General features: G+C 73.6%; 18 protein-coding genes and 1 tRNA gene. 7 read left to right on the top strand and 12 right to left on the bottom strand.

Going from position 1 to position 19,886, the window contains the following annotated elements:
- Positions 1-289: 289 nt before the first annotated feature.
- On the bottom strand, positions 290-1,537 hold the full coding sequence (locus tag ACZ60J_RS15735; protein ID WP_469682243.1) for a hypothetical protein: 1,248 nt from the start codon (positions 1,535-1,537) through the stop codon (positions 290-292).
- A gap of 112 nt (positions 1,538-1,649) precedes the next feature.
- On the opposite strand from ACZ60J_RS15735, the gene ACZ60J_RS15730 reads away from it, so the two are divergent.
- Positions 1,650-1,724 (top strand) — tRNA-Val (locus ACZ60J_RS15730).
- Between the two features lie 125 nt (positions 1,725-1,849).
- Here the strand turns inward: ACZ60J_RS15730 and ACZ60J_RS15725 are convergent.
- Positions 1,850-2,635 (bottom strand): nuclease-related domain-containing protein, encoded by a 786-nt coding sequence (locus ACZ60J_RS15725; protein ID WP_469682241.1) that lies wholly within the window; start codon positions 2,633-2,635, stop codon positions 1,850-1,852.
- Positions 2,636-2,968: 333 nt separating this feature from the next.
- On the opposite strand from ACZ60J_RS15725, the gene ACZ60J_RS15720 reads away from it, so the two are divergent.
- Positions 2,969-3,133: a hypothetical protein gene (locus ACZ60J_RS15720; RefSeq protein WP_469682240.1), complete on the top strand. Its 165-nt coding sequence runs from the start codon at positions 2,969-2,971 to the stop codon at positions 3,131-3,133.
- Positions 3,134-3,183: 50 nt separating this feature from the next.
- Complete coding sequence (locus ACZ60J_RS15715; protein WP_254385331.1) at positions 3,184-3,414, top strand: DUF2277 domain-containing protein; 231 nt, start codon at positions 3,184-3,186, stop codon at positions 3,412-3,414.
- 17 nt (positions 3,415-3,431) lie between these two features.
- On the opposite strand, the gene ACZ60J_RS15710 is transcribed toward ACZ60J_RS15715, so the two are convergent.
- The 6 genes from ACZ60J_RS15710 to ACZ60J_RS15685 form a co-directional block, all read right to left on the bottom strand.
- The gene (locus tag ACZ60J_RS15710; protein WP_469682238.1) at positions 3,432-4,334 is read right to left on the bottom strand and encodes a universal stress protein; all 903 of its coding nucleotides are present in this window, start codon (positions 4,332-4,334) and stop codon (positions 3,432-3,434) included.
- A gap of 165 nt (positions 4,335-4,499) precedes the next feature.
- Complete coding sequence (locus ACZ60J_RS15705) at positions 4,500-5,015, bottom strand: hypothetical protein (RefSeq protein ID WP_469682237.1); 516 nt, start codon at positions 5,013-5,015, stop codon at positions 4,500-4,502.
- Positions 5,016-5,723: 708 nt separating this feature from the next.
- Positions 5,724-6,356, bottom strand: a complete 633-nt coding sequence (locus ACZ60J_RS15700; RefSeq protein ID WP_469682235.1) for a DedA family protein — start codon at positions 6,354-6,356, stop codon at positions 5,724-5,726.
- A gap of 158 nt (positions 6,357-6,514) precedes the next feature.
- Positions 6,515-8,167 (bottom strand): alkaline phosphatase D family protein, encoded by a 1,653-nt coding sequence (locus tag ACZ60J_RS15695; RefSeq protein WP_469682233.1) that lies wholly within the window; start codon positions 8,165-8,167, stop codon positions 6,515-6,517.
- 134 nt (positions 8,168-8,301) lie between these two features.
- Positions 8,302-8,973, bottom strand: a complete 672-nt coding sequence (locus ACZ60J_RS15690; protein WP_469682232.1) for an HNH endonuclease family protein — start codon at positions 8,971-8,973, stop codon at positions 8,302-8,304.
- 299 nt (positions 8,974-9,272) lie between these two features.
- Positions 9,273-9,479 carry a hypothetical protein gene (locus ACZ60J_RS15685; protein ID WP_469682231.1) on the bottom strand — a complete coding sequence of 69 codons (207 nt, stop codon included), beginning with the start codon at positions 9,477-9,479 and terminating at the stop codon, positions 9,273-9,275.
- A gap of 130 nt (positions 9,480-9,609) precedes the next feature.
- Here ACZ60J_RS15685 and ACZ60J_RS15680 point away from each other — a divergent pair, with 130 nt between their 5' ends.
- Entirely contained in the window at positions 9,610-10,062 is a 453-nt protein-coding gene (locus ACZ60J_RS15680; protein ID WP_469682230.1) for a VOC family protein, read from the top strand.
- Positions 10,063-10,325: 263 nt separating this feature from the next.
- Here the strand turns inward: ACZ60J_RS15680 and ACZ60J_RS15675 are convergent, their stop codons facing one another.
- Positions 10,326-11,006, bottom strand: coding sequence for an HAD-IA family hydrolase (locus ACZ60J_RS15675; RefSeq protein ID WP_469682228.1), 681 nt, complete (start codon positions 11,004-11,006; stop codon positions 10,326-10,328).
- Between the two features lie 133 nt (positions 11,007-11,139).
- Positions 11,140-12,165, bottom strand: coding sequence for a peptidoglycan-binding domain-containing protein (locus tag ACZ60J_RS15670; RefSeq protein WP_469682226.1), 1,026 nt, complete (start codon positions 12,163-12,165; stop codon positions 11,140-11,142).
- Between the two features lie 1,796 nt (positions 12,166-13,961).
- On the opposite strand from ACZ60J_RS15670, the gene ACZ60J_RS15665 reads away from it, so the two are divergent.
- Positions 13,962-16,022, top strand: coding sequence for an MDR family MFS transporter (locus ACZ60J_RS15665; RefSeq protein WP_469682225.1), 2,061 nt, complete (start codon positions 13,962-13,964; stop codon positions 16,020-16,022).
- Positions 16,023-16,075: 53 nt separating this feature from the next.
- Here ACZ60J_RS15665 and ACZ60J_RS15660 read toward each other — a convergent pair whose 3' ends face one another.
- Positions 16,076-16,663, bottom strand: a complete 588-nt coding sequence (locus ACZ60J_RS15660) for a GNAT family N-acetyltransferase (protein WP_469682223.1) — start codon at positions 16,661-16,663, stop codon at positions 16,076-16,078.
- A 105-nt stretch (positions 16,664-16,768) separates the two neighbouring features.
- Between ACZ60J_RS15660 and ACZ60J_RS15655 the strand changes: the two genes are divergently transcribed.
- Positions 16,769-17,164, top strand: coding sequence for a nuclear transport factor 2 family protein (locus ACZ60J_RS15655; RefSeq protein WP_469682452.1), 396 nt, complete (start codon positions 16,769-16,771; stop codon positions 17,162-17,164).
- A 91-nt stretch (positions 17,165-17,255) separates the two neighbouring features.
- Here ACZ60J_RS15655 and ACZ60J_RS15650 read toward each other — a convergent pair whose 3' ends face one another.
- Positions 17,256-17,609 carry an antibiotic biosynthesis monooxygenase family protein gene (locus tag ACZ60J_RS15650; RefSeq protein WP_469682222.1) on the bottom strand — a complete coding sequence of 118 codons (354 nt, stop codon included), beginning with the start codon at positions 17,607-17,609 and terminating at the stop codon, positions 17,256-17,258.
- Positions 17,610-17,833: 224 nt separating this feature from the next.
- Between ACZ60J_RS15650 and ACZ60J_RS15645 the strand changes: the two genes are divergently transcribed.
- A complete protein-coding gene (locus ACZ60J_RS15645) occupies positions 17,834-19,774 on the top strand; it encodes a bifunctional glycosyltransferase 87/phosphatase PAP2 family protein (RefSeq protein ID WP_469682221.1) in 1,941 nt (646 codons plus the stop codon).
- Positions 19,775-19,886 lie beyond the last annotated feature (112 nt).

Raw genomic sequence — 19,886 nt, 5'->3', positions numbered from 1 at the left:
GTGGGCGACGTAGGGCGCGTAGTGCTCATGGGGCTCGTGGCACCCGTAGAGCGCGTGGGGCGCGTACGACTCCTGCGACGCGGGAGGCGCCGGGGGCGCAGGGGAAACCCGGGACCAACGGGGCCTGTGCGGCCTGCGCAATCCGAGAGTCATGTGGCGGCGGTGGTGACGGTGGTGGTGATGGTGTCCATGGGAAGCGTGGGCGGCCATGGCGCCCTCCTCTGCTCCGTTCCTGGCCCCTCCAGCATCCGCCGGTGCCCCCGCCCGGACAAGTCCGGACGGCACGGCACTAGCCGTGGCCGCGCTCGGTCCGGATGTCCGTCACCACCCGCTGCACGGACGACCGTACGGCCTCCATCTCCTGGAGGAAGGCCCAGTAGTCGGGGTGCCGGTCCTCCAGTGCGGCCAGCGCCCGGGCGACCCTGGCCACCGCGTCGTCCAACGGGCCCGCGTGCCGGGGCTCGGGGACCGTACGGCCCTCCATCGCCAGGCGCTGCGCGTCCCGGATCGCGAACCGGGTCCGCTCCACCTCCGCCTGCGGATCCCGGGCCACCGCCTCCAGCCGGGTCAGCCGGTCCTGCGCCGCCGACACGGCCTCGTCGGTGGAGTCCAGCGAAGCCCGCACCGCCTCGACCAGGGCCGCCACGACCGCCCACTGCTGCTGGTCACGGGCCCGGCCGGCCTCCGCGAGCCGCTCCTCCGCCTGCGCGACGTCCCGTACCGCCTGCTCCGGAACCTGCTGGAGGTCCTGCCAGCAGGCCGCGCTGAAACGCCGGCGCAGCTCGCTGAGCACCGGATCCACCCGGTCCGCCCGGTTGCGCAGGGCCTGCGCCCGGGTCCGCAGACTCACCAGCCGCCGGTCGATCTCCGCGGCCCGCTCCGGGAGCCGCGCCGCCTCGGCCCGTATCGCCTCGGCGTCGCGCAGGATCCGGTCGGCGCGCTGCACGGTCTCCTGCACGCCGTGCTGCGCGGCGCCCTGGTTCAGCTTCGTCAGCTCCGGCCCGAGCGCGGCCAGCCGCGCCGCCAGATCATCGGCCCGGATCCCCTTGCCGCGCACCTCGTCCAGCGCCGTGCTCGCCGCGAGCAGCGCGGCCCTGGCCCGCTCCCGCGCGGGCGCCACCCGCGCCAGCTGCGTCTCCGCCCGGCCGAGCAGCGGCTGCAGCCCCTGCGCGAACCGGTCGAGCTCGCCCTTGACCCGGACCAGCTCCTCCTTGGCCCGCGTCAGCTCGTCCCGGGCACGCGTCGCGGCCGACGCCTCCAGCTCCACCCGGTCGAGATCGTGCGCGTCGACGGCATCGATGTAGACGTGGCTGACCTGGTCGATCCGCTGCCCGAGCGCGGCGAACCCCTCACCGGCCCGGCGCGCCTCCGGCGACCCGTCCGCGGCCGCGATCGTCTCGATCGAGATCCGCAGATCCCGCTGCGCGGTGTCCAGCTCGTAGAACGCCGCCGCGGCAGCGTCCTTCGCCGCCTGAGCATCCGCCCGCCGACTCTCGTCCCGCCCGCCGCCGAACCACCGCCGGGGTGCCGTCGTCACAGTCGCCTCTCCCGTACCCGGTCCGCATGTCCCCTGCCCCGGCCCATTCTCCCCCACGGGAACGGGTTTGCGTGGGGGGTGCGCCCTGCATGTAGGCTGTCCACTCATCCACGGGTGCGTAGCTCAGGGGTAGAGCGCTGCTCTTACAAAGCAGATGTCGGCGGTTCGAAACCGTCCGCGCCCACCAGTACGAAGGCCCCCAACCGATCATGGTTGGGGGCCTTCGGCCGTAGTTCTCGACGGCAGCCGCCCTTGGGCGGGAGCCTCCCGGTGCGCTCCTGGCGATGGCTCCCACCCGCGGAGTCGGCCGGCCTACGGGCCCAGCCAGGTTCCGCGATGGCGGGCCACGGCGTAGACGGCTTCGACCTGGTCCTGGGTGAGTTTGCCGGTGAGCGGTCCCAGGACGGAGACCTCCCGCTCCCGGTAGATCCGCACGCCGAGCTGAGTCGGGACCCGCGGCAGGTCCTGGGCGCCGACGAAGACGAGCACGGGCTCGACCGGAACGGGGAAGGCGCAGTAGCGCTCCAGCACCCCGCGCACGTACGTCGCTTCGGCCCGGCTCTTGGCCGGGTACGGGCGGGCCGGGCCGTGGTCCACCTTGACCACGTCGTCACCGATCCACACGGACTTCCCTTGCAGGTTCTTGGTGTTGATCGTGAACACCCCGCCTGGCCCGATGAGCAGGTGGTCTACGTCCCCTCCGCGTGACAGCCGGATCGAGTGCAGCACCTTCCACCCGTGCCGGGCCAGCCGCCCGAGCTCGGCGCCGGTCCTCCGCTCGCCGGCCAGGCCCCTGGACCACGAGTCCCACCGGCTCTTCCTTCGCAACAACCGATTGACCACCCGCTCCACCGGCCGCGGCCCCTGAGCCGCCAGCAGGTCGCGCACCTGCGCCCCGGGGCGGTTCCGGGCCAGATCGTTCTCCTTGGTCAGCGCGGGCAGCTCCGCGACACCCCGTGACCGCACTCCTTCCGGGCGCGGACGCGATTCCGGCTCGGGCGACGTGCCCGGCTGCTCCGAAGCCCTGGACTGTTCGGCGAAGTGCGCGCGAAGCGCGGCCACCGCCTCAGCCCGCCGCTCCTCCACCACTATGGTCACCTTGCCGGTCCGAACGTCCGCCCATGCGACGGCGGTCCCGTCCGGGAGGTTCACGTACCACCGGTCGTGACCAGGCCTACGCCATCGGGAAACCCTCAGCTCGCCCATGCCGCCCCCTGACACTTCGCGCCCCGAAGCCAATGGGAACAGCCGAACCGCACCACGACAAGACGACCGGGACGCGTCGCGGTAGCGGGCCGAGACCGCTCTGAGCTCCCCGTGCGTTGCTGTGCGCCCTTCCTGCTCCTCGGAGCTTGCGGCACGGTGCAAGGAGTGCGTACGGCAGGTGAGCGGGAGAGGGGTGGCGGGGTGACGCAGCCGAGGTGTGGTGCGGTGACCAAGCGTGGGGGGCGGTGCCGGAGCAAGGCCATCGTCGGGAGCGGCCAGTGCGGCAGGCACCAGGGGCGCTGGACTCGGCAGGGGGACGCGCAGGCGGAGGCGAAGCGGGCCAAGGCCAAGATGCAGGAGCTGCGGAAGAAGAAGTGGGGGTGGTGGTGAGTGGCCGGCTTTGCCTGTCGGTAGGTGGTGCGGGGCGGGATAGTGGAGGTATGTGCCGATCGATCAAGACGTTGCGTCCGCCCGCCATCCCGGAGAAGGCGACCGAAGAGGAGATCCGGGCCGCCGCCCTGCAGTTCGTGCGGAAGGTGTCCGGCTTCCGGGCGCCCGCCGCGCACAACCAGGAGGTCTTCGACGCCGCCGTCGACGCGGTCGCGGAGGCTACGAGGGACCTGCTGGAAGGGCTTCACGTCAGGGGAGCGGGGGCTGCCGTGGCCGGGTGAGGGTGCCGGGCGGACGGTCAGGCGGCTGCCGGGACGGCGTCCTCTTCCAGGGGGACCACCGCGACCGGGCAGCCGGTGTGGAGCAGCACCGCGTTGGTGACGGAGCCCAGGCGCGGGGAGAGCGGGCGCTTGCGGTGGCGGCCGATGACGATCAGGTCCGCGGCCTGGGAGGCGGCCACCAGGTGGCCGGCCGCGTCGCCGGGCGCCGACAGCTGCTCGATCGCCACCTCCGGGTACTGCTCGGCGTACGGGCGCAGGTGCGCGGCGGCCAGGGCCGCGACCTCGTGGGCGTTGGCGGTCTCCTCGTGCGCTGCCGTGCCGATGGCCCCGGCGACGGTGAAGGTCCGGCCGGGCCAGGCGTGCGCGACGACGACCTGGAGCCGGGCCCCGCGCCGGGCCGCCTCGCGGAAGGCGAAGGAGGTGGTGCTCGCGTCGGGGGCCGCGCTGTTGAGGCCGAGTACGACCTGCCCGTACGGGTCGTGCAGGGGAGGCTCGGCGCGCGGGACGACCACCACGGGGCAGGCGGCCTGGCTCGCGCAGGCGATGCCGTTCGAGCCGAGGAGCAGGCTGGCGAAGCCGCCGCGGCCGCGTGAGCCGAGGACCATCATCTGGCCGTCCTCGCCCAGCCGGGGCAGCACCTGGTCGGGGGCGCCGGGGTGCGAGGCGTACTCGATCGGGGGGAGGCCGGCGCGGCCGTCGAGTGCCTCGCGGACCCGGATCAGTACGGGGTCGTCGTCGAGGCCCGGCTCCGTGAAGCCGCCGGACAGGGCTGCGCCGATGGAGTTCATGTAGAGGCGGGCGTGCACGATGCGCAGCGGGGCGGAGGTCATCAGGGCCTGGGAGATGGCCCATTCCAGGGCCCGGTTGCCGTTCGCGGATCCGTCTACGGCGGCGATCACGGGGCGCGGGCTCTGGTCCATGGCGGGCTCCTTGAGGGGCAGCGGTGCGTGGACTCAGCCTTGCGGGAGGGAATTCCGGGCGGGAGTGGGGAAAGTCCCGAATGCGGCGGGACCATCGGCCACTCCCGTCGGCGGAGTGGGAGTACGGGTTCTGGGTGGGGCGCGGTGGGGGCGCGTCGGGTCGGGTCAGGAGGCGTGGTCCGTGCGGCGGCGCAGGATCCAGGCGCCGGCACCCAGCGCAGCGGCTACGAGGCCGCCGCCGATGGCGATCTGGCCCGGGCTCATGGAGTCGACGCTGCCGCCGAGTCCGCCGCGGGCGGCGCCCGGGGTGATGTTCAGCGCCACGGTGACGCGTTCGCCGCCGGGGCCGCCGCACTCGAAGGTGACGGGGTGTGAGCCGGCGCTGATGTTCCGGGAGGTGGTGGCGGATCCGAAGAGGTTGGTGGCCTCGGCGTTGCCGGGGGTCAGCCAGACGTCGCCGAAGGCGCGGGAGGTGGCCTTGCCGGTGCGGGTGCCGCAGCCGGTGACGTTGAGGCTGACCCGGCCCCCGGGGGCGACGTTGGTCGGGGAGACGCTGCCGGAGGGCTGGGCCTGGGCGAGGGTCGGCGGCGCGCCTGCGGCGAAGGCGACGGTCGCTGCGGCGACGGCCAGCAGGCGGGGGAGGCGGCGGTACCGGCGGGGGCTGTGGGGGGTGGCGGGCATGGAGAGGACTCCTCGGGCTCCGGGAACTGCGCGGCGCGGATTCGGGTGCGCACCGTCCTCTGGACGCTAGGAGCCCCGCGTGGCCGCGGCGATCGCTGCCGGGTGAACGGGTGAGCCACTGCTCCGCCCGGGGGAGGCGGGGCGGGGCGGAACGGGCGGAGCCGTTGTCGGAGCCGGGTGCGGGTTGCTGCGGGCGGGCGGGCGGGCGGCCGGGCGGGCGAGGGAGTCGGGGGATCGGCCGGGGGCCGTACCTCTGGGGGCCGGCTCCAGGGTGTGCGGCTGCGGGGATCGCTGGTGGGGAGCGGGCGGGGTCGCTGCTCCGCCCTGGGAAGGCGGGGCGGAGCGGGCGGGGGCGGAGTCGGGGGAGCGGTGCGGGCCCTACCCGGCGTCGTGCGGCTGCGGGGATCGCTGGCGCGGGAGCGGGTGAGCCGCTGCTCGCCCGGGGGAGGCGGGGCGGAGCGGAGCGGGCGGGGGCGTTGCCGGAGCCGGGTGCGGGTCGCTGCAGGCGGGCGGGCGAGTCGCTGCGCTGCCTGGGGGAGGCGGGGCGGAGCGGACGGGGGCGGAGTCGGGGGACCGGCGGTGCGGGGGCGACCCCGTGTCGTGCGGCCGCGGGGATCGGCCTGGGGCCGGACCTCTGGGGCCGGCTCGGGGGTGTGTGGCTGCGGGGATCGCTGGGCTACCCGTCCAGCGGGGGCGGGGTGGCCCGGGTCAGGCGGTGGGGGTGGGAGTGGGGGTGGGGCGGCGGACCACGAAGGCGGCCAGGGAGCCTGCGGCGAAGAGGGCGAGCAGGGAGATCGCGGTGCCGAGCCAGGTGGTGCCCAGCCACTGGGTGCCGAAGTAGCCGAGGGCGATGCTGTACCCGGCCCAGGCGATGGCGGCCAGGACCGACCAGGGAAGGAACTCCCGGACCTTGCGGTGGGTCTTGCCCGCGCCCAGGGAGACCACCGAGCGGCCGGCCGGGGCGAAGCGGGCGATCACCACCAGGGCGCCGCCGCCGCGCGCGAGGGCGGTGCCGAGGCGCTCGTGGGCCCGGGTCAGCCGGCGCGAGCGGGCGATGGCGCGGTCGAGGCGGGCCCCGCCCCGGCGGGCCAGCCGGTACGCGGCCATGTCACCCAGTACCGAGGCGGTGACGGCCGTGACCAGCAGCGCCAGGATGTCCGGCACCTGGGACTGCACGGGCACGGGTCCCGCCGCCCCGGCTGCCGCCGCGGCAGCCGCCGCAGCGGTGACCACCAGCACCCCGCTCGGCAGCACCGGGAGGAACACGTCGAGCAGGATGGACAGCGCCACGAGGGCGTAGATCCACGGGCTCGAAGTCATCGAGCCCAGAGTCTCAAGCAAAACGGGACTCCCCAGTCCGGTTGACGTGCCTCGGCGTGAGGCGCCGCGACGTCGCGGGGGAGCGGCAGGGGCGGCTGACAGCGGAACAGCGTACGCCGGGTGTCCACGGACCGGACGCCCGGGTCGGTGCTCCGCCGTGACGGGTCGCCCGCCGTGCGTCAGCGCGGCGGCGTGAGGTCGCGGTCCAGGACCGTCACCAGGCGGGGGCCCTTGCGGGCCTGGTCCAGGCACAGCCGCGCCGAGCGCCCCGACAGCGCGAGCGTCATGAGCTGGTTGCCGAAGAACGGGCCGCCCGTCCGCCGCCAGCTCAGCGGGGGCCGGCCCGTCCGGCCGTGCCGGGAGAAACCCCGGCCCAGCCACCGGCCGAGCCGTGACCAGCCCAGCCTGAAGCCCCACTTCACTGCGGTGTGGATGGAGTTGTGGACCGGGGAGCAGGTCAGCTGGAACACCTGCGCCGTGCTGGGTATTCGGGGCTCGGCCACGTACGCGTGGTGCACGTCCCCCGAGAGCACGCACACCGTCGCCGGCGCCCGCGGGCCCGTGCCCACCTCCTCGATCAGGTCGCTGAGCATCGCGAACGAGGCCGGGAACGCCGCCCAGTGCTCGAGGTCGCTCCGCCGGCGCAGGTCCTCTCCGATCCGGGCCCACCTCGGGCCCCGCTCCCCGCGGCACAGCGCGGCATTCCACACCTCCGCGTCGTGCACGAGCGGCGGCATCAGCCAGGGCAGTGAGGAGCCGATGAGGAGGTGGTCGTACGCCCCGTGCCCGTCCAGGGCGTTCTCGCGGAGCCACTGCTGCTCCGCCGGGTCGAGCATGGCCCGCTCGTCCTCGGCGAGCACCCGGGCCGCCCGGGTGTCCACCATCAGCAGCCGGGACCGGCCGAAGTCGCGGCGGTAGCTCCAGCGCACCGTGGTCGGGTCGGCGTCCGCCGAGGTGGCGAAGGCCCGTAGCGCGTCGGTGCCGTCGGGGGTCGCCCGTACCGCCTCGAACACGGGGTCGGCCGCCAGCTCGGCGGGGGAGAGGTTGCCGAGGTGCTGGTACACCCAGTACGTCATGAGGCCGCTGACCACCCGCTCCTGCCACCACGGGGTGGCGCGCATCTCCGCCAGCCACGCGGCGCTGGTGTTCCAGTCGTCGATGACGTCGTGGTCGTCGAACATGTGCAGGCTGGGGACGGTGGAGAGCAGCCAGCGGATCTCCGGATCGAGCCAGGACTCGTAGTAGAGCCGGGTGTACTCCTCGAAGTCCGCGACCTGGGCGCCGGGGGCCTCGCGCAGGTCCCGCCGGGCCGCCAGCCATTGGCGGGTGGAACGGGAGAGCTGGTCCGCGTACACCTGGTCGCCGAGGAGGAGCAGGACGTCGGGCCGCACCGCCTCCGGGTCGGCGGCCAGATCGGCGGCGAGGGTGTCGAGCGCGTCGGGGCCGTGGGGTCCGCGCCGGTCGGCCGGCGGGGCGGCCTGGCGGCAGGAGCCGAAGGTCAGGCGCAGGTCGGGAGCGGTCGCGGAGCCGCGCCGCCCCGCGGGCGGGGTGGTGATGGTGCTCGCGGGGAACGGGCTGTCGGGCAGCGGCCAGACCCGGAGGCCGTCGAGGAGGACCTCGTAGGCCGTGGTGGAGTCCGGGGTGAGGCCGGTGACGGTGATCAGGGCGTAGTGGTGGCCGGCTATCTGGAAGGTGTGGACGCTCCCGCCGGAACCGTCGGCGCACCGCACCTCGGCGGTGCACGGGCGGTCCGCCTCGATCCACAGCGTGGCGGAGTCGCCCGCGTCCCAGTCGACGTGGCGCAGCAGTGGTCCCAGGCGCAAGGCCCCCATGTAACTCCCCCTCCTTCGTCCGGCGTTGCCGTGTGATCACCGTACGACGGGGAGGGGGTGGTCCACCTCCCCCTGGCGGGGGAAAGATCCTTGGCCAGGGGTGGGGTGGGGGCCTGGTGGGGCTGTGTGCTGCGTCAGCAGGCGTTGAGGATGTTGACCAGGGCCGTCTTCTCCGTGGAGTCCATGCTCAGGGCCCAGTACTGCTTGACCTGGACCCACATGCGCGCGTAGGTGCAGCGGTAGGCGGTGCGCGGCGGCAGCCACTTGCCGGGGTCGAGGTCGCCCTTGGCCTGGTTCACGTTGTCGGTGACCGCGATGAGCTGGGGGCGCGTGAGGTCGTTGGCGAACTGCTGGCGCTTGGCGGTGGTCCAGGAGTTGGCGCCGGATCGCCAGGCCTCGGCGAGGGGGACCATGTGGTCGATGTCGATGTCCGAGGCGGCCGTCCAGGTGGCGCCGTCGTACTCGGAGTACCAGCTGCCGCTGACGGCGGCGCAGGCGGAGTCCTGGACCACGCCCGAACCGTCGCGCTTCAGGACGGTCTCGCGGGTGTTGCAGGTGCCGGAGACGGTGCTCCAGTGGGGGAAGAGGTCCCGGCTGTAACCGCTGGTGGAGCCTTCGGTCTTCGGGGTGACGGTGGCGAGGTACGAGCGGGCGGCCGCGGCGCTGATGGGGGTGGGAGGGGAGGCGGCGGCGGTAGGGGCGCTGAGGAGGGTGGTCAGGGAGGCTGCCGCGAGTATGGAGGCGAGCGTGCCCAGTCGACGCGCGTAGACGGAGGACGTGGAAGTGCGGGAGGGGGTGGAGGACATGAGGGCTCCTGGGTGGGGTCAGGGGTGGTGGGCGCCGGGGCGCCGGAGGCGCTGTGGGCGCGGGTGCGTGGTGCGGCGTGGCCATGCTGGCCGCGCCGGGTTTCGGGGGGATGGGCGCGAAGTGACAGTCTGAAGGCATGAGCATGTCATGGCGAGGTTCGTGACGGGGCCTGGGGTGGGGGGAGTTGGAGTTCTGGGGTGGCTTGGGCGGGGGTGAGGCTAATGTTCCGCGCCCGGTTCGGGGGGTATGGCGACGGCGCCGCGCCCGGTCGTTCCGGGGGCGGCGCCGTGATGCGGAATCAGAGTCCGGTGGTGAAGGGGTTGTTGTGGACCGCGTTGGAGTGATAGGTGACCCGGTCCTTGCGGAGCTGCTCGGTGCGCTCCAGCTCGATCAGGATCCCCTCCGACGCCACCGAGCGGCGGCGGCTTTCGCGGCGCAGCACCTTGACGATGAGGTACAGCGCTGTGATCCCCATCAGGCTGAACAGGACGATCAGTTCGGTCATGGCATTTCCCCCCGTGGTCACGCTCTCGGCCTGCGCACTCCGGTGATCCGGTGATCTGGTGATCGAGTCATCCGGTGCGCCGTGGTCGACCGTACCTTCCGTTGTCAGACCCGCCTGCGAGGCTGAGGCCATGGAGACCACGTTGCAACTGACGATCGACTGCGCCGATCCGGCGGTGATGGTGACGTTCTGGGTCGAAGCCCTCGGCTACGTGCCGGAGCCGGCGCCGGACGGGCACGCGACCTGGCGGGCGTACTGGGAAGGCATGGGGGTGCCTGCGGAGGAGCTGCCCGAGGGGGTCGGGGAGTTGCCGGAGTCGATCGTGGATCCGTCCGGGCGGGGGCCCCGGGTGTGGTTCCAGCAGGTCCCGGAGTCGAAGGCGGGCAAGAATCGGCTGCACCTGGACCTGAAGGTCAGCGGTGGGCGCGGGGTTCCGATGGAGCTCCGGAGGCGGCGGGTCGACGACACGGTGCAGCGGCTCACCGGTGCGGGGGCGAGGGTGCTGCGCGTGCTGGACGAGTTGGAGACGCACTATGCGGTGGTGATGCAGGACCCCGAGGGGAACGAGTTCTGCGTCGCCTGAGCCTGGGGCGCGGTGCGGGCCTTGTGTGGGCGCCAGGGTGGCGTGGGAGCACCGGCTGCGCCCCGCGGTGTGCGGGATGCCCGGCCGCGGCCGCGGCCTCGGTCGTAGGCGGGCCTGTCGGGGCGACCGGGCCCGCCGGAACGGGCCGCCGGGGTGCTCGTCGGGGGGCTCCGAGTGAGCCGTCTGGTCGTGTGGCCCCGGCGGGCCGTCCGTCGGGGTGCGCCGGCGGGCCGTTCCGGCGGGCTGCCCGGGTGGGCTCTCGGTCAGGCCGTTTCGATGGTGAGGGTGATGGAGCCGTCGGGGGAGGTGGTGACGGCGACGGCGGTGAGGTCGAGGACGTGGGCGGTGGGGCCGTGGGCGGCGGCGCGGGGGCCGACGCCGATGACCCGCATGCCCGCGGCCTGGCCTGCGGCGATGCCGGCGGCGGAGTCCTCGAAGACGATGCAGTCGGCCGGGTCCACGCCGAGGGCGGCGGCGCCCATCAGGAAGCCCTCCGGGTCGGGCTTGCTGGCCTGCACGGACTCGGCGGTCACCCGCACCTCGGGCATCGGCAGGGCGGCGGCCGTCATCCGGGCCGTGGCCAGGGCCGCGTCGGCGGAGGTGACCAGGGCGTGCGGGAGGGTGCTGAGGGCGGCCATGAAGGCGGGAGCGCCGCCGATCGGGACCACGCCCTCGGTGTCGGCGGTCTCGCGGGCGAGCATCACCGCGTTCTCGGCGAGGTTCTCCTCCATCGGGCGGTCCGGGAGAAGGATCGCCATCGTGGCGTAGCCCTGGCGGCCGTGGACCACCTTGAGGGCCTCCTTCGGATCCAGGCCGTGCTCCACGGCCCAGTCGTGCCAGCAGCGCTCGACCACCGCGTCCGAGTTGACGATGGTGCCGTCCATGTCCAGGAGCAGGGCCTTGGCGGTCAGGACGGCGGGGGCGGTGGTGGTGCTGGCCGGCATCGGAGGGGCTCCAGACGGGACGGGAAAAGAGAACAAGTGGTTCCGTCCACCGGTCAGGGAGTGAGGACGGAACCACTTTGTTCCTGAAGAATACAAAACGCAGAGGGGTGCTCGCCACCGGATGGGGTGTGTTCTATCCCTCCAAGGCGCGACGGGTCGCCGGGCCGTAGACGCCCCAAGGGTCCTCGTCGATGCCGTTGTACGCCTGGAACGTCGAGACCGCCGATTCCGTACGCGCGCCGTAGCGCCCGTCGTACTTGCCGCGGTAGATGCCCTGCGCTGCCAGCAGGCGCTGGAGCTTCTCCACCTCGGGGCCCGAATCCCCGTACCGGAGGGTCGGTGCCTGCGTCGGGGGCCGCGAGGTCGGTCGGGAGGTGCGGCTCGGGGTGGGGGAGGGGGTGGCCGACGGGGTCGACGAACGGCTCGGGGTGGGGGAGGGCGAGGGAGAGGGGGACAAGGACGCGGAGGCGGAGGTGGACCGGGACGGGGTGGTGGAGGGCGACGGGGTCGGACCGGTGCTCGCGGTGGCCTGTGACGGGGCGACCTGCGTGAGGCTGGTCAAGGGGGAGGAGGGCTTCGCGTCGACGAGGGCCGTCTCCGGCGAGGCGGGCCCCGAAGTGGCACGCAGGGCGAGGACGACCGCGCCGATCACCACGACGGCGGCGCCCGCCATGAGGGCGAGCGCGCGGGTGCGGCGTCGCGGGGGTTTGGGGGAGTGCGCCCCGTCCGGCCCCTCGGGCCCGTAGGCCCCGTACGCCGGGCCGCCCGCGCCTCCGGGGTGGGGTGCGGGTGCCCCGTACGGGTCGTACGGGGGTACCGGGCGCAGCTGCATCGTTTCTTCGGGCAGGGACGCTACGGGTGTCCCGTACGCGGGAGTCTCAGCCCCGGGCGGCACCGGCTCGGTGCGGGTGGGGGTGGTCGGGGGTGAGTGCGGCGACGCGGGATCCGCCGGGCCGGGGTAGGCCGGGAGCACGGCCGTCGGGCCGGTGTGCGCGGAGGTGCCCACGGCCTCCGTGCCGGCCGCACCGGAGTGCGCGGCCGTGCCCGCCGGGCCGGGGTGTACCGGCGGGGCGTCGGCCGGGCCGGGGGCCGTCGGGGTGGCGCCCACCGGGTCGGTGGCGGGCGTAGGGGTGTTCGCCTCGCCGGGGTGTGATGGCAAGCCGGGTACCCGGCCCGGGTGCGGAGCGGAACCGGTCGAGTCGGGCCGCGCAGCGGCGCCGGTCGAGCCGGAGTAGGGCGACGCGGTGCCCGTCGGCCCCGGGTAGGCCGACAGGCCGGTCGTGGGGCCCGGGTGCGGTGCGGGGTGTGGGGAGACGTCCTGCGCAGGGCTGTCGGCGGGGTCGGCTGTGCGCGTGCTTGCCGGGTCGGAGTAGGGCGGCGCGCCGGCCGTTTGGCCCAGGTGCGGTGCGGGATGCGGGGAGGCGGAGCGCTCAGTCGTGCCCGTGCCCGCCGACGGGGTATTGCCCGGCTGGGGATGCGGTTGCAGCCCGGCAGACTGGGTCGCCCCCGCGGGCGTGCCCGTCGGGCTGGCGTGCGCCGGGGATTCCGCCGGGCCGGGGCCCGCGGACGTGATGCCCGTCCAGCCGGGCCGCCGCGTGGTGTCCGGTCGGGCTGCATGGGGCGGCGTCGTGGCCCCATTGCCCGGGTGGTGCACCGGGACGGCTGGCGGCCCGGGGTGTGGCGGGGTGGCGCCCGGGTTGGGGCGCGGAGCAGTGCTCGCCGAGCCAGGCGGCGGAGTGGTGCCCGGCATCCCTGCGTGCGGCGGCGTCATCCCCGCCGGGGCGGGGTGGTGGGCCGTCGTGGCTGTCGGGCTGGTGTGCGTCGCCTGGGTGTCGGCCGGGCCGGGGTGGACAGGGGTGGGGCTCGTCCAGTCCGGGTAAGGCGGCGTGGTGTTCGGTATGCCTGCGTGGTGCGGTGGCGTGCCCGCCGGGCTGGGGCGCGTGGAGGTGGTGCCCGGGCCGGGGTGCGGGGCAGCGCTCGCCGGGCCAGGGAGCGGTGGAACGGCGCCCGGTATGCCCGCGTGGGGCGGTGTTGTGTCGACCGAGCCGGGCTGGTGGGCCGTGGTGCCAGTCGGGCTGGTGGGCGTCGGCTGGGTGCCAGCGGGGCCGGGGCGGGTGGAGGTGCTGTCCGTCCAGCCGGGGTGAGGCTGAGCGGTGCCCGGCATGCCTGAGTGCGGCGGTGTCGTGCCCGCCGGGGCGGGGTGTGCGGAGGTGGTGGCCGTCCAGCCGGGGTGAGGCGGCGTGGTGCCCGGGCCCGGGAGCGGAGCAGTGGGCGCAGGGCCGGGATGCGGAGTGGTGCTTGGCGGCGGTGGCGTGGAGTTCGGGTGGGCTGTGTGGGGTGTCGCCGTGCCCGCTGAGCCGGGGCGTGCGGACGTGGTGCCCGGGCCGGGCGGCTGCGGCGCGGTGCTCGCTATGCCCGTGTGGGGCGATGTTGTGCCCGCCGAGCCGGGGCGTGCGGAGGTGGTGCCCGGGCCGGGGGGCCGCGGCGCGGTGCTCGGTATGCCCGTGTGTGCCGAGGTGGTGCCCGCCTGGCCGGGGTGTGCGGAAGTGGTGCTCGTCCAGTCGGGGTGGGGCGGCGTGGTGCCCGGGCCCGGGAGCGGAGCAGTGGGCGTCGGGCCAGGGGGTGGTGGAAGGGTGCCCGGTGTGCCGGAGTGGGGCGGCGTCGTGCTCGCCGGGGCGGGGCGTGTGGAGGTGGTGTCCGGGCCGGGGTGTGGCGCCGGGGGGTTGGGGAGGGTGATGTACGGGCGGATGCGGAGGGGCTGGAAGCCTGGTGTGCAGTCGCAGGTTCCTTCCGTCGTGCCGCATTCCGGACAGTGCTCAGTACTCACTCGAATCCCTCCCCTGGCTGCTGCCAGCGATTATGCAGACCGCCGGTAACCCGCCCAACCCGCCCGGGAGGCCATAACGGGACACACCGCTCAGGATGGAGGAGTCGATCAGGCCCGAGGAGGAGCCGATGGTGCAGGACGTGACCACGGAGCCCGGCCCGCGCAAGCGGACATCCGGCCCCAGCGCCGAACACGCCTCACGCGAGGTGCTCGTCTCCATCGGTGCGCTGCTGCTGGGGCTGCTCATCTCTTCGCTCGACCAGACGATCGTGTCGACGGCCCTGCCGACGATCGTCAGCGACCTCGGCGGGATGTCGCACCTGTCCTGGGTGGTCACGGCCTACATGCTCGCTTCGACGGCCGCCACCCCGCTGTGGGGCAAGCTCGGGGACCAGTACGGGCGCAAGAAGCTCTTCCAGGGCGCCATCGTGCTCTTCCTGATCGGGTCCGCCCTGTGCGGCCTGGCGCAGAACATGCCGCAGCTCATCGGCTTCCGCGCGCTGCAGGGACTGGGCGGCGGCGGGCTGATGGTGCTGTCGATGGCGATCGTCGGGGACATCGTCCCGCCGCGCGAACGCGGCAAGTACCAGGGGCTCTTCGGCGCGGTCTTCGGAGCCACCAGCGTGCTGGGTCCGCTGCTCGGCGGACTGTTCGTGGACCACCTTTCGTGGCGCTGGGTCTTCTACATCAACCTCCCCATCGGTCTCGTCGCCCTCGTCGTCATCGCCGCGGCCCTGAAGATCCCGGTGCGCACCGAGAAGCACACCATCGACTACCTCGGCACCTTCCTCATCGCCTCCGTCGCGACCTGCCTGGTGCTCGTGGCCTCGCTCGGGGGTACGTGGGGCTGGAGCTCGCCCGAGATCATCGGGCTCGCGGTGCTCGGACTCGTCCTGCTGGTCTGCTTCGTCCTCGTCGAGCGCCGGGCCGTGGAGCCGGTGCTCCCGCTCAAGCTGTTCGGGATCCGGACCTTCACCCTCTGCTCGCTGATCAGTTTCATCGTCGGCTTCGCGATGTTCGGCGCGATGGTCTACCTGCCGACCTTCCTCCAGGTGGTCCAGGGCGTCTCCCCGACCATGTCGGGCGTCCACATGCTGCCGATGGTGCTCGGACTGCTGATCACCTCCACCGTGTCCGGCCAGATCGTCAGCCGTACCGGGCGCTGGAAGGTCTTCCCGATCGCGGGTACGGCACTGACCGCGGTCGGGCTGCTGCTCCTGCACCAACTGGAGCGCACCAGCTCCACCTGGGAGATGAGCCTCTACTTCTTCGTCTTCGGCGCCGGCCTCGGGCTGGTCATGCAGGTGCTGGTCCTGGTGGTGCAGAACTCGGTCAGCTACGCCGATCTCGGTGTCGCCACCTCGGGCGCCACCTTCTTCCGCTCCATCGGCGCCTCCTTCGGCGTCGCCATCTTCGGCACGATCTTCACCAACCGGCTCGACGACAAGCTGGCCGGTGCGCTCAAGGGGATCCCGCTGCCGCCGGGGGTGAACGCGGGCAGGCTGGAGGCCGACCCGCGCGCCATCGGCGCCCTCCCCGCCGTGCTGCGACCGCGCGTGCTCGACGCCTATGCCACCTCCATCACGGACGTCTTCCTCTACGCGGCACCCGTGGTGCTGGTGGCCTTCGTCGTGGCCTGGTTCCTGAAGGAGGACAAGCTGCGCGGTTCGGTGACGGCGCCCGATGTCACCGAGACCCTCGCCTCCAACCCCGTCCAGCGCTCCTCGCGGGAGGAGGTCGCCCGCGCCCTGACGGTGCTCGGGACCCTGCAGGGCCGCAAGCACGTTTACGAGAAGATCACTGCGAAGGCCGGCTACGACCTGCTGCCCGCCGCCAGCTGGATGCTGCTGCGGATCAACAAGTACGGAACCGTCGATCCGGCCGTGCTGGCCGAGAAGACCATGGTGCCGCTGCGAGCCATCACGGACGCGGGCCGCCAGATCGAGGAGCGGGGGCTGGCCGTCCGCGAGGGTCTGCCGCTGGTCCTGACGGAGAAGGGCCGTGAGAGTGCGCTGAAGCTGTCCGCCGCGCGGGAGGAGTCGCTCGCCGAGCTGCTCGGAGACTGGTGGACCGCGGACCGCCCGACCGACCTCTCCGAGCTCGTCGCGGAGATCAACTCGGAGCTCTGCGGATCCGTCGACGAGGAGCCCTACGAGACCTTGCCCCGCCGGGACCATTCCGCCCGGTGAACGGGCAGGCCAGGTGAACGGTCAGGCCCGTGAACAGTCAGGCCCGTGAACGGTCAGGTCAGGCGCTTCTCGAACCAGTGCTCCGCGTAGGGGCCGGAGTTGTACGCGGGTATCTCCGCGTACCCGTGGCGCGCGTACAGCGCGCGGGCCTCCACCAGGTCGGACCGGGTGTCGAGCCGGACCCGCTCGGCGCCCAGGGCGCGGCCCGCGTCCTCCAGGGCCCGGAGCAGGGCCGCCCCGCCGCCCGTACCGCGGGCGCGCGGGTCCACGTACACCCGGGTGAGCTCGGCCGTGACGGGGTCCAGGAGGCGTATCCCGCCGCACGCGAGGGGCTGCCCGTCGAGCCGGCCGACCACGAACCGGCCCGTCCGTCCCGTGAGCTCGTCGTCCGGGAAGTCCAGGAGGCCCTGGTCGATCTCGGCCTCGGTGACGGACCGCCCCCAGTACCGGCCGGCGACCTCCGCGTAGTACGCGCGGCGCAGCAGCGTGGCGTCCGGGGTGGTGAACGCTTCGGTGGCGACCTGCCAGGCCCCGCCCGAGGGCCGGGCGATGGGTGTGGGTGTGGGGGCGGGCGTGGGGGTGCGTGTGGACGCAGGGGTGGAGGTAGGGGGAGGGGTGGAGAGGGTCTCTTCCGTGGTCATGGCGTCATTGTGGGGCGGCGCCGCGCTGCCCGCGTTGGAATATCCACAGGGCCGGGCCGATGATAGGGAAAAGGGCAAAACGTACCCACGAAGGGCGTGACCGTCATGTCGGAGCATCCTGACTGTGCCCTGATCCGCCGCGGCTACGAGGCTTTCGGCCAGGGCGACATGGAGAAGCTGAGCACGATGATGACGGCCGACGTCATCCAGCACATGCCCGGAAGCGGCCCCCTCTCGGGGCACCACAAGGGGCGGGAAGCCGTCTTCGAGCTCTATCGCCGACTCGGCGAGGAGACGAACGGCACATTCAACATACATCTGGACAAATTGCTCGCCGACGGCCGCGGCCACGTCATGAGTTTCCACACAGCGCGCGCCGACCGGGGCGACCGCGGGATCGAGATCCACGAGGGAATCTTCTTCACGATCGTCGCCGGAAAGATCAGCGACCTCGACGTCTGCACCGAGGACATCGAGGAGAGCGACAGCTTCTGGGCCTGAGGCCCGAGGCCCGAGGGGCCCGGGGCTCCCGAGGGGGAGCAAGAGGAACGTGAGAAGGGCCCGGAGCCGTGGCTCCGGGCCCTTCCGATGCTCAGCCCTGCTTCGGCGCCGCCTGCTGCACGACCTCGAACGACCACACCGACGAGCCCGTGGCAGCGGGCTTCGGGCGCTCCGCGCCGCCTTCGGCACCCGCCGCGCCGCCCGCCGGACCGCCACCCTGGTGGGCCGCCTTCATGGGCCCCTCCATCCACGCCTGGAAGTCCTCCTCGGAACGCCACCGCGTGTACACGAGATACTGGTCCGTGCCCTCGACGGGCCGCAGCAGCTCGAACCACTCGAAGCCGTCCGAGCTCTCCACGGAGCCGGCACGGGAGGCGAACCGCTGCTCCAGAACCTCTCGCTGCGCGTCCGGGACGGTGAGGGCGTTGATCTTCACGATGCTCATGCCCGCCATCCTAGGTATCGCGCGGGAGATATCGTCGTCCGGGTAAATGAAGCGCGCGGTATGAAACGCAGTACGAAACGCGGCAGCCAGGCGAAGTCAGGGTTGCAGTCAACAGGGCGGGAGGCCGGCGAGGCGTGGCTAACGCGGCGGAGCACAGTGGTGCGAACGGACATGCCGGGGTCATAGGCGGTAGCGGCGGCAGCAGACTCGGGGCGGCACGCCTCATGCTGTGGGCGCTGGCCCTGCTGCTCGCCGTCAGGCAGGCCGCGGTCGTGCTGCGCGTGCCACCGGGCGAGTGGCTCAGCGGCTTCCACCTCCCGGGCAGCCTGCCGGGCTCGCTCTACACGAACGGCCAGTTCACCGGGACCCCCTTCGCGGGGCTGGTCCTCAAGCCGCTCCTGGGCCTTGCCGCGCCCTCCCTGGAGGTGGCCTGGACCTGCGTGACGCTGCTGCTCGTCGCCGCCGTCGGGCTGGTCGCCGCGCGCGCCCTGCCCGACCCGGTGCCGCGGCGCACCGCGCTGCTGGCCGCGCCCGTGCTGGTCGCGCTGATGATGGTTTCGCTGCCCGTACGCGAAGCCGCGCTGCCCGGGCAGACCGCCGTGCTGCCCGTGCTGCTGGTGCTCCTCGCCGTGTTCCGGGTCCCGAGCGAGCGCCCCTCCGGCTTCCTGATCGGCCTGGCCGCCGCCCTCCAGCCCGCGCTGCTGCTCTTCGCGCCCCTGCTGTGGCTGTCCGGACGCCGCACCACCGCGCGCTCCGCCGCCGCGGCCTTCGCCGGAGCCACGGCCCTCTCCTGGGCGGCCCTGCCCAGCGACTCGTGGACGTACTGGGTCCAGCACCTGGCCGGCACCGGCCTCGGCGGCGCACCCGATGGGCTCGCCAACCAGTCCGTGCACGGCGCCCTGCTGCGCCTGGGCCTCTCCGGCCCCGGCGAGATCCTGCTCTACGTCGCCCTCGCGGCCCCGATCGTCTGGATCGGCCTGCGCCGCGCCGCCCGCTACGCCCGGGACGGCCAGCTGCTGCTCGCCGTCGCGATCACCGGCTGCGTGGCCGTCGCCGTGTCCCCGACGGGCTGGCGCCACCAGCTGCTGTGGGTGCTGCTGGCGGTCGCGGGCAAGGTCGGCAAGCGGGCCGCGGACCGGCCGGTGTGGCCGGTGGCCGTGGTGCTCGCCATGACCCTGCCGAGCGACGTGCTGCTGCCCAACCTGGTCGCGCTGGCCCCCGTACGGGACAACGTGCTGCTGCTCGCCGCCCTCGCGGCGGCCTGCGCGGTGCCGTTCCTGCCGCGCTCCTCCCCGTACTGGCGCGAGCCGGTCCCCACCGCCTATGGACGGCCCGCGCCCGCACGCTGGGCGCGGGTCCCGCTGCTGCCGTTCTGGCGGCGCGTGCTGTCGCGTCCGAACCTGCTGCTGGAACTGCTCCTGATACGGGTGGGCTACTCGCTCTACTCGCACATCCGGGCCGCCGCCCCCACCAGCCGGACCCTGGCGGAGGGCAACGGCAGCCAGATCCACGGGATCGAGAAGGCGCTCGGGATCGACATCGAGCACGCCGTGAACCACGCGGTGGTGAACACGCCCTGGCTGGAGGCGTTCTTCAACTTCTACTACACCTCCTTCCACTTCGTGGTCCCGCTCGGGATCCTGGCGGTGCTGTACTGGCGCCGGCCCAAGGACTACCGGTGGGCCCGCGCCTCGCTGGGACTGGCGACGGTGCTCGCGCTCATAGGGTTCTGGCTGTATCCGCTGGCGCCGCCGCGGCTGATGCCCGGCCTGGGCTTCGTCGACACCGTGCACGGGGTGCAGGACCTGGCGAACCCGAGCTACGGGGCCATGACGGCGATCTCCAACCAGTACGCGGCGATGCCCTCGCTGCACTTCGGCTGGTCGCTGTGGTGCGGGGTCGTGATCGTGACGCTCGCGCCGAAGGGGTGGCAGAAGCTGCTGGGTGCGCTGCATCCGACGATCACCGTGTGCGCGATCGTCGCGACCGCCAACCACTGGGTGCTCGACGCGGTCGGCGGCGCGCTCGTCGTCGGGGCCGGGTTCGGGCTCGTCTACGTGCTGTCGGGGCCCCGGGGCGATGCGGTGCCCGCCGGGGTGGCCGTGCCGAGGCCTCGGAGGCCGGAGCGGGTCGGAGCGGGGTCCGTGGAGCGGACCAGGGCCTGATCGGCCGCCTGGGTGGCCTGGGCGGCCGGGGTGGCCGGGGTGGCCGGCGTGTGACGAAGGGGTGCCGGGGCGGTGTAGCAGCCCGCCCCGGCACCCCTTCGCGATGGATCGC

The organism is Streptomyces sp. NPDC104226, assembly GCF_055584085.1.
The sequence above is the reverse complement of the archived record's forward strand: the minus strand, read 5'-3'. Positions and strand labels throughout refer to the sequence as shown.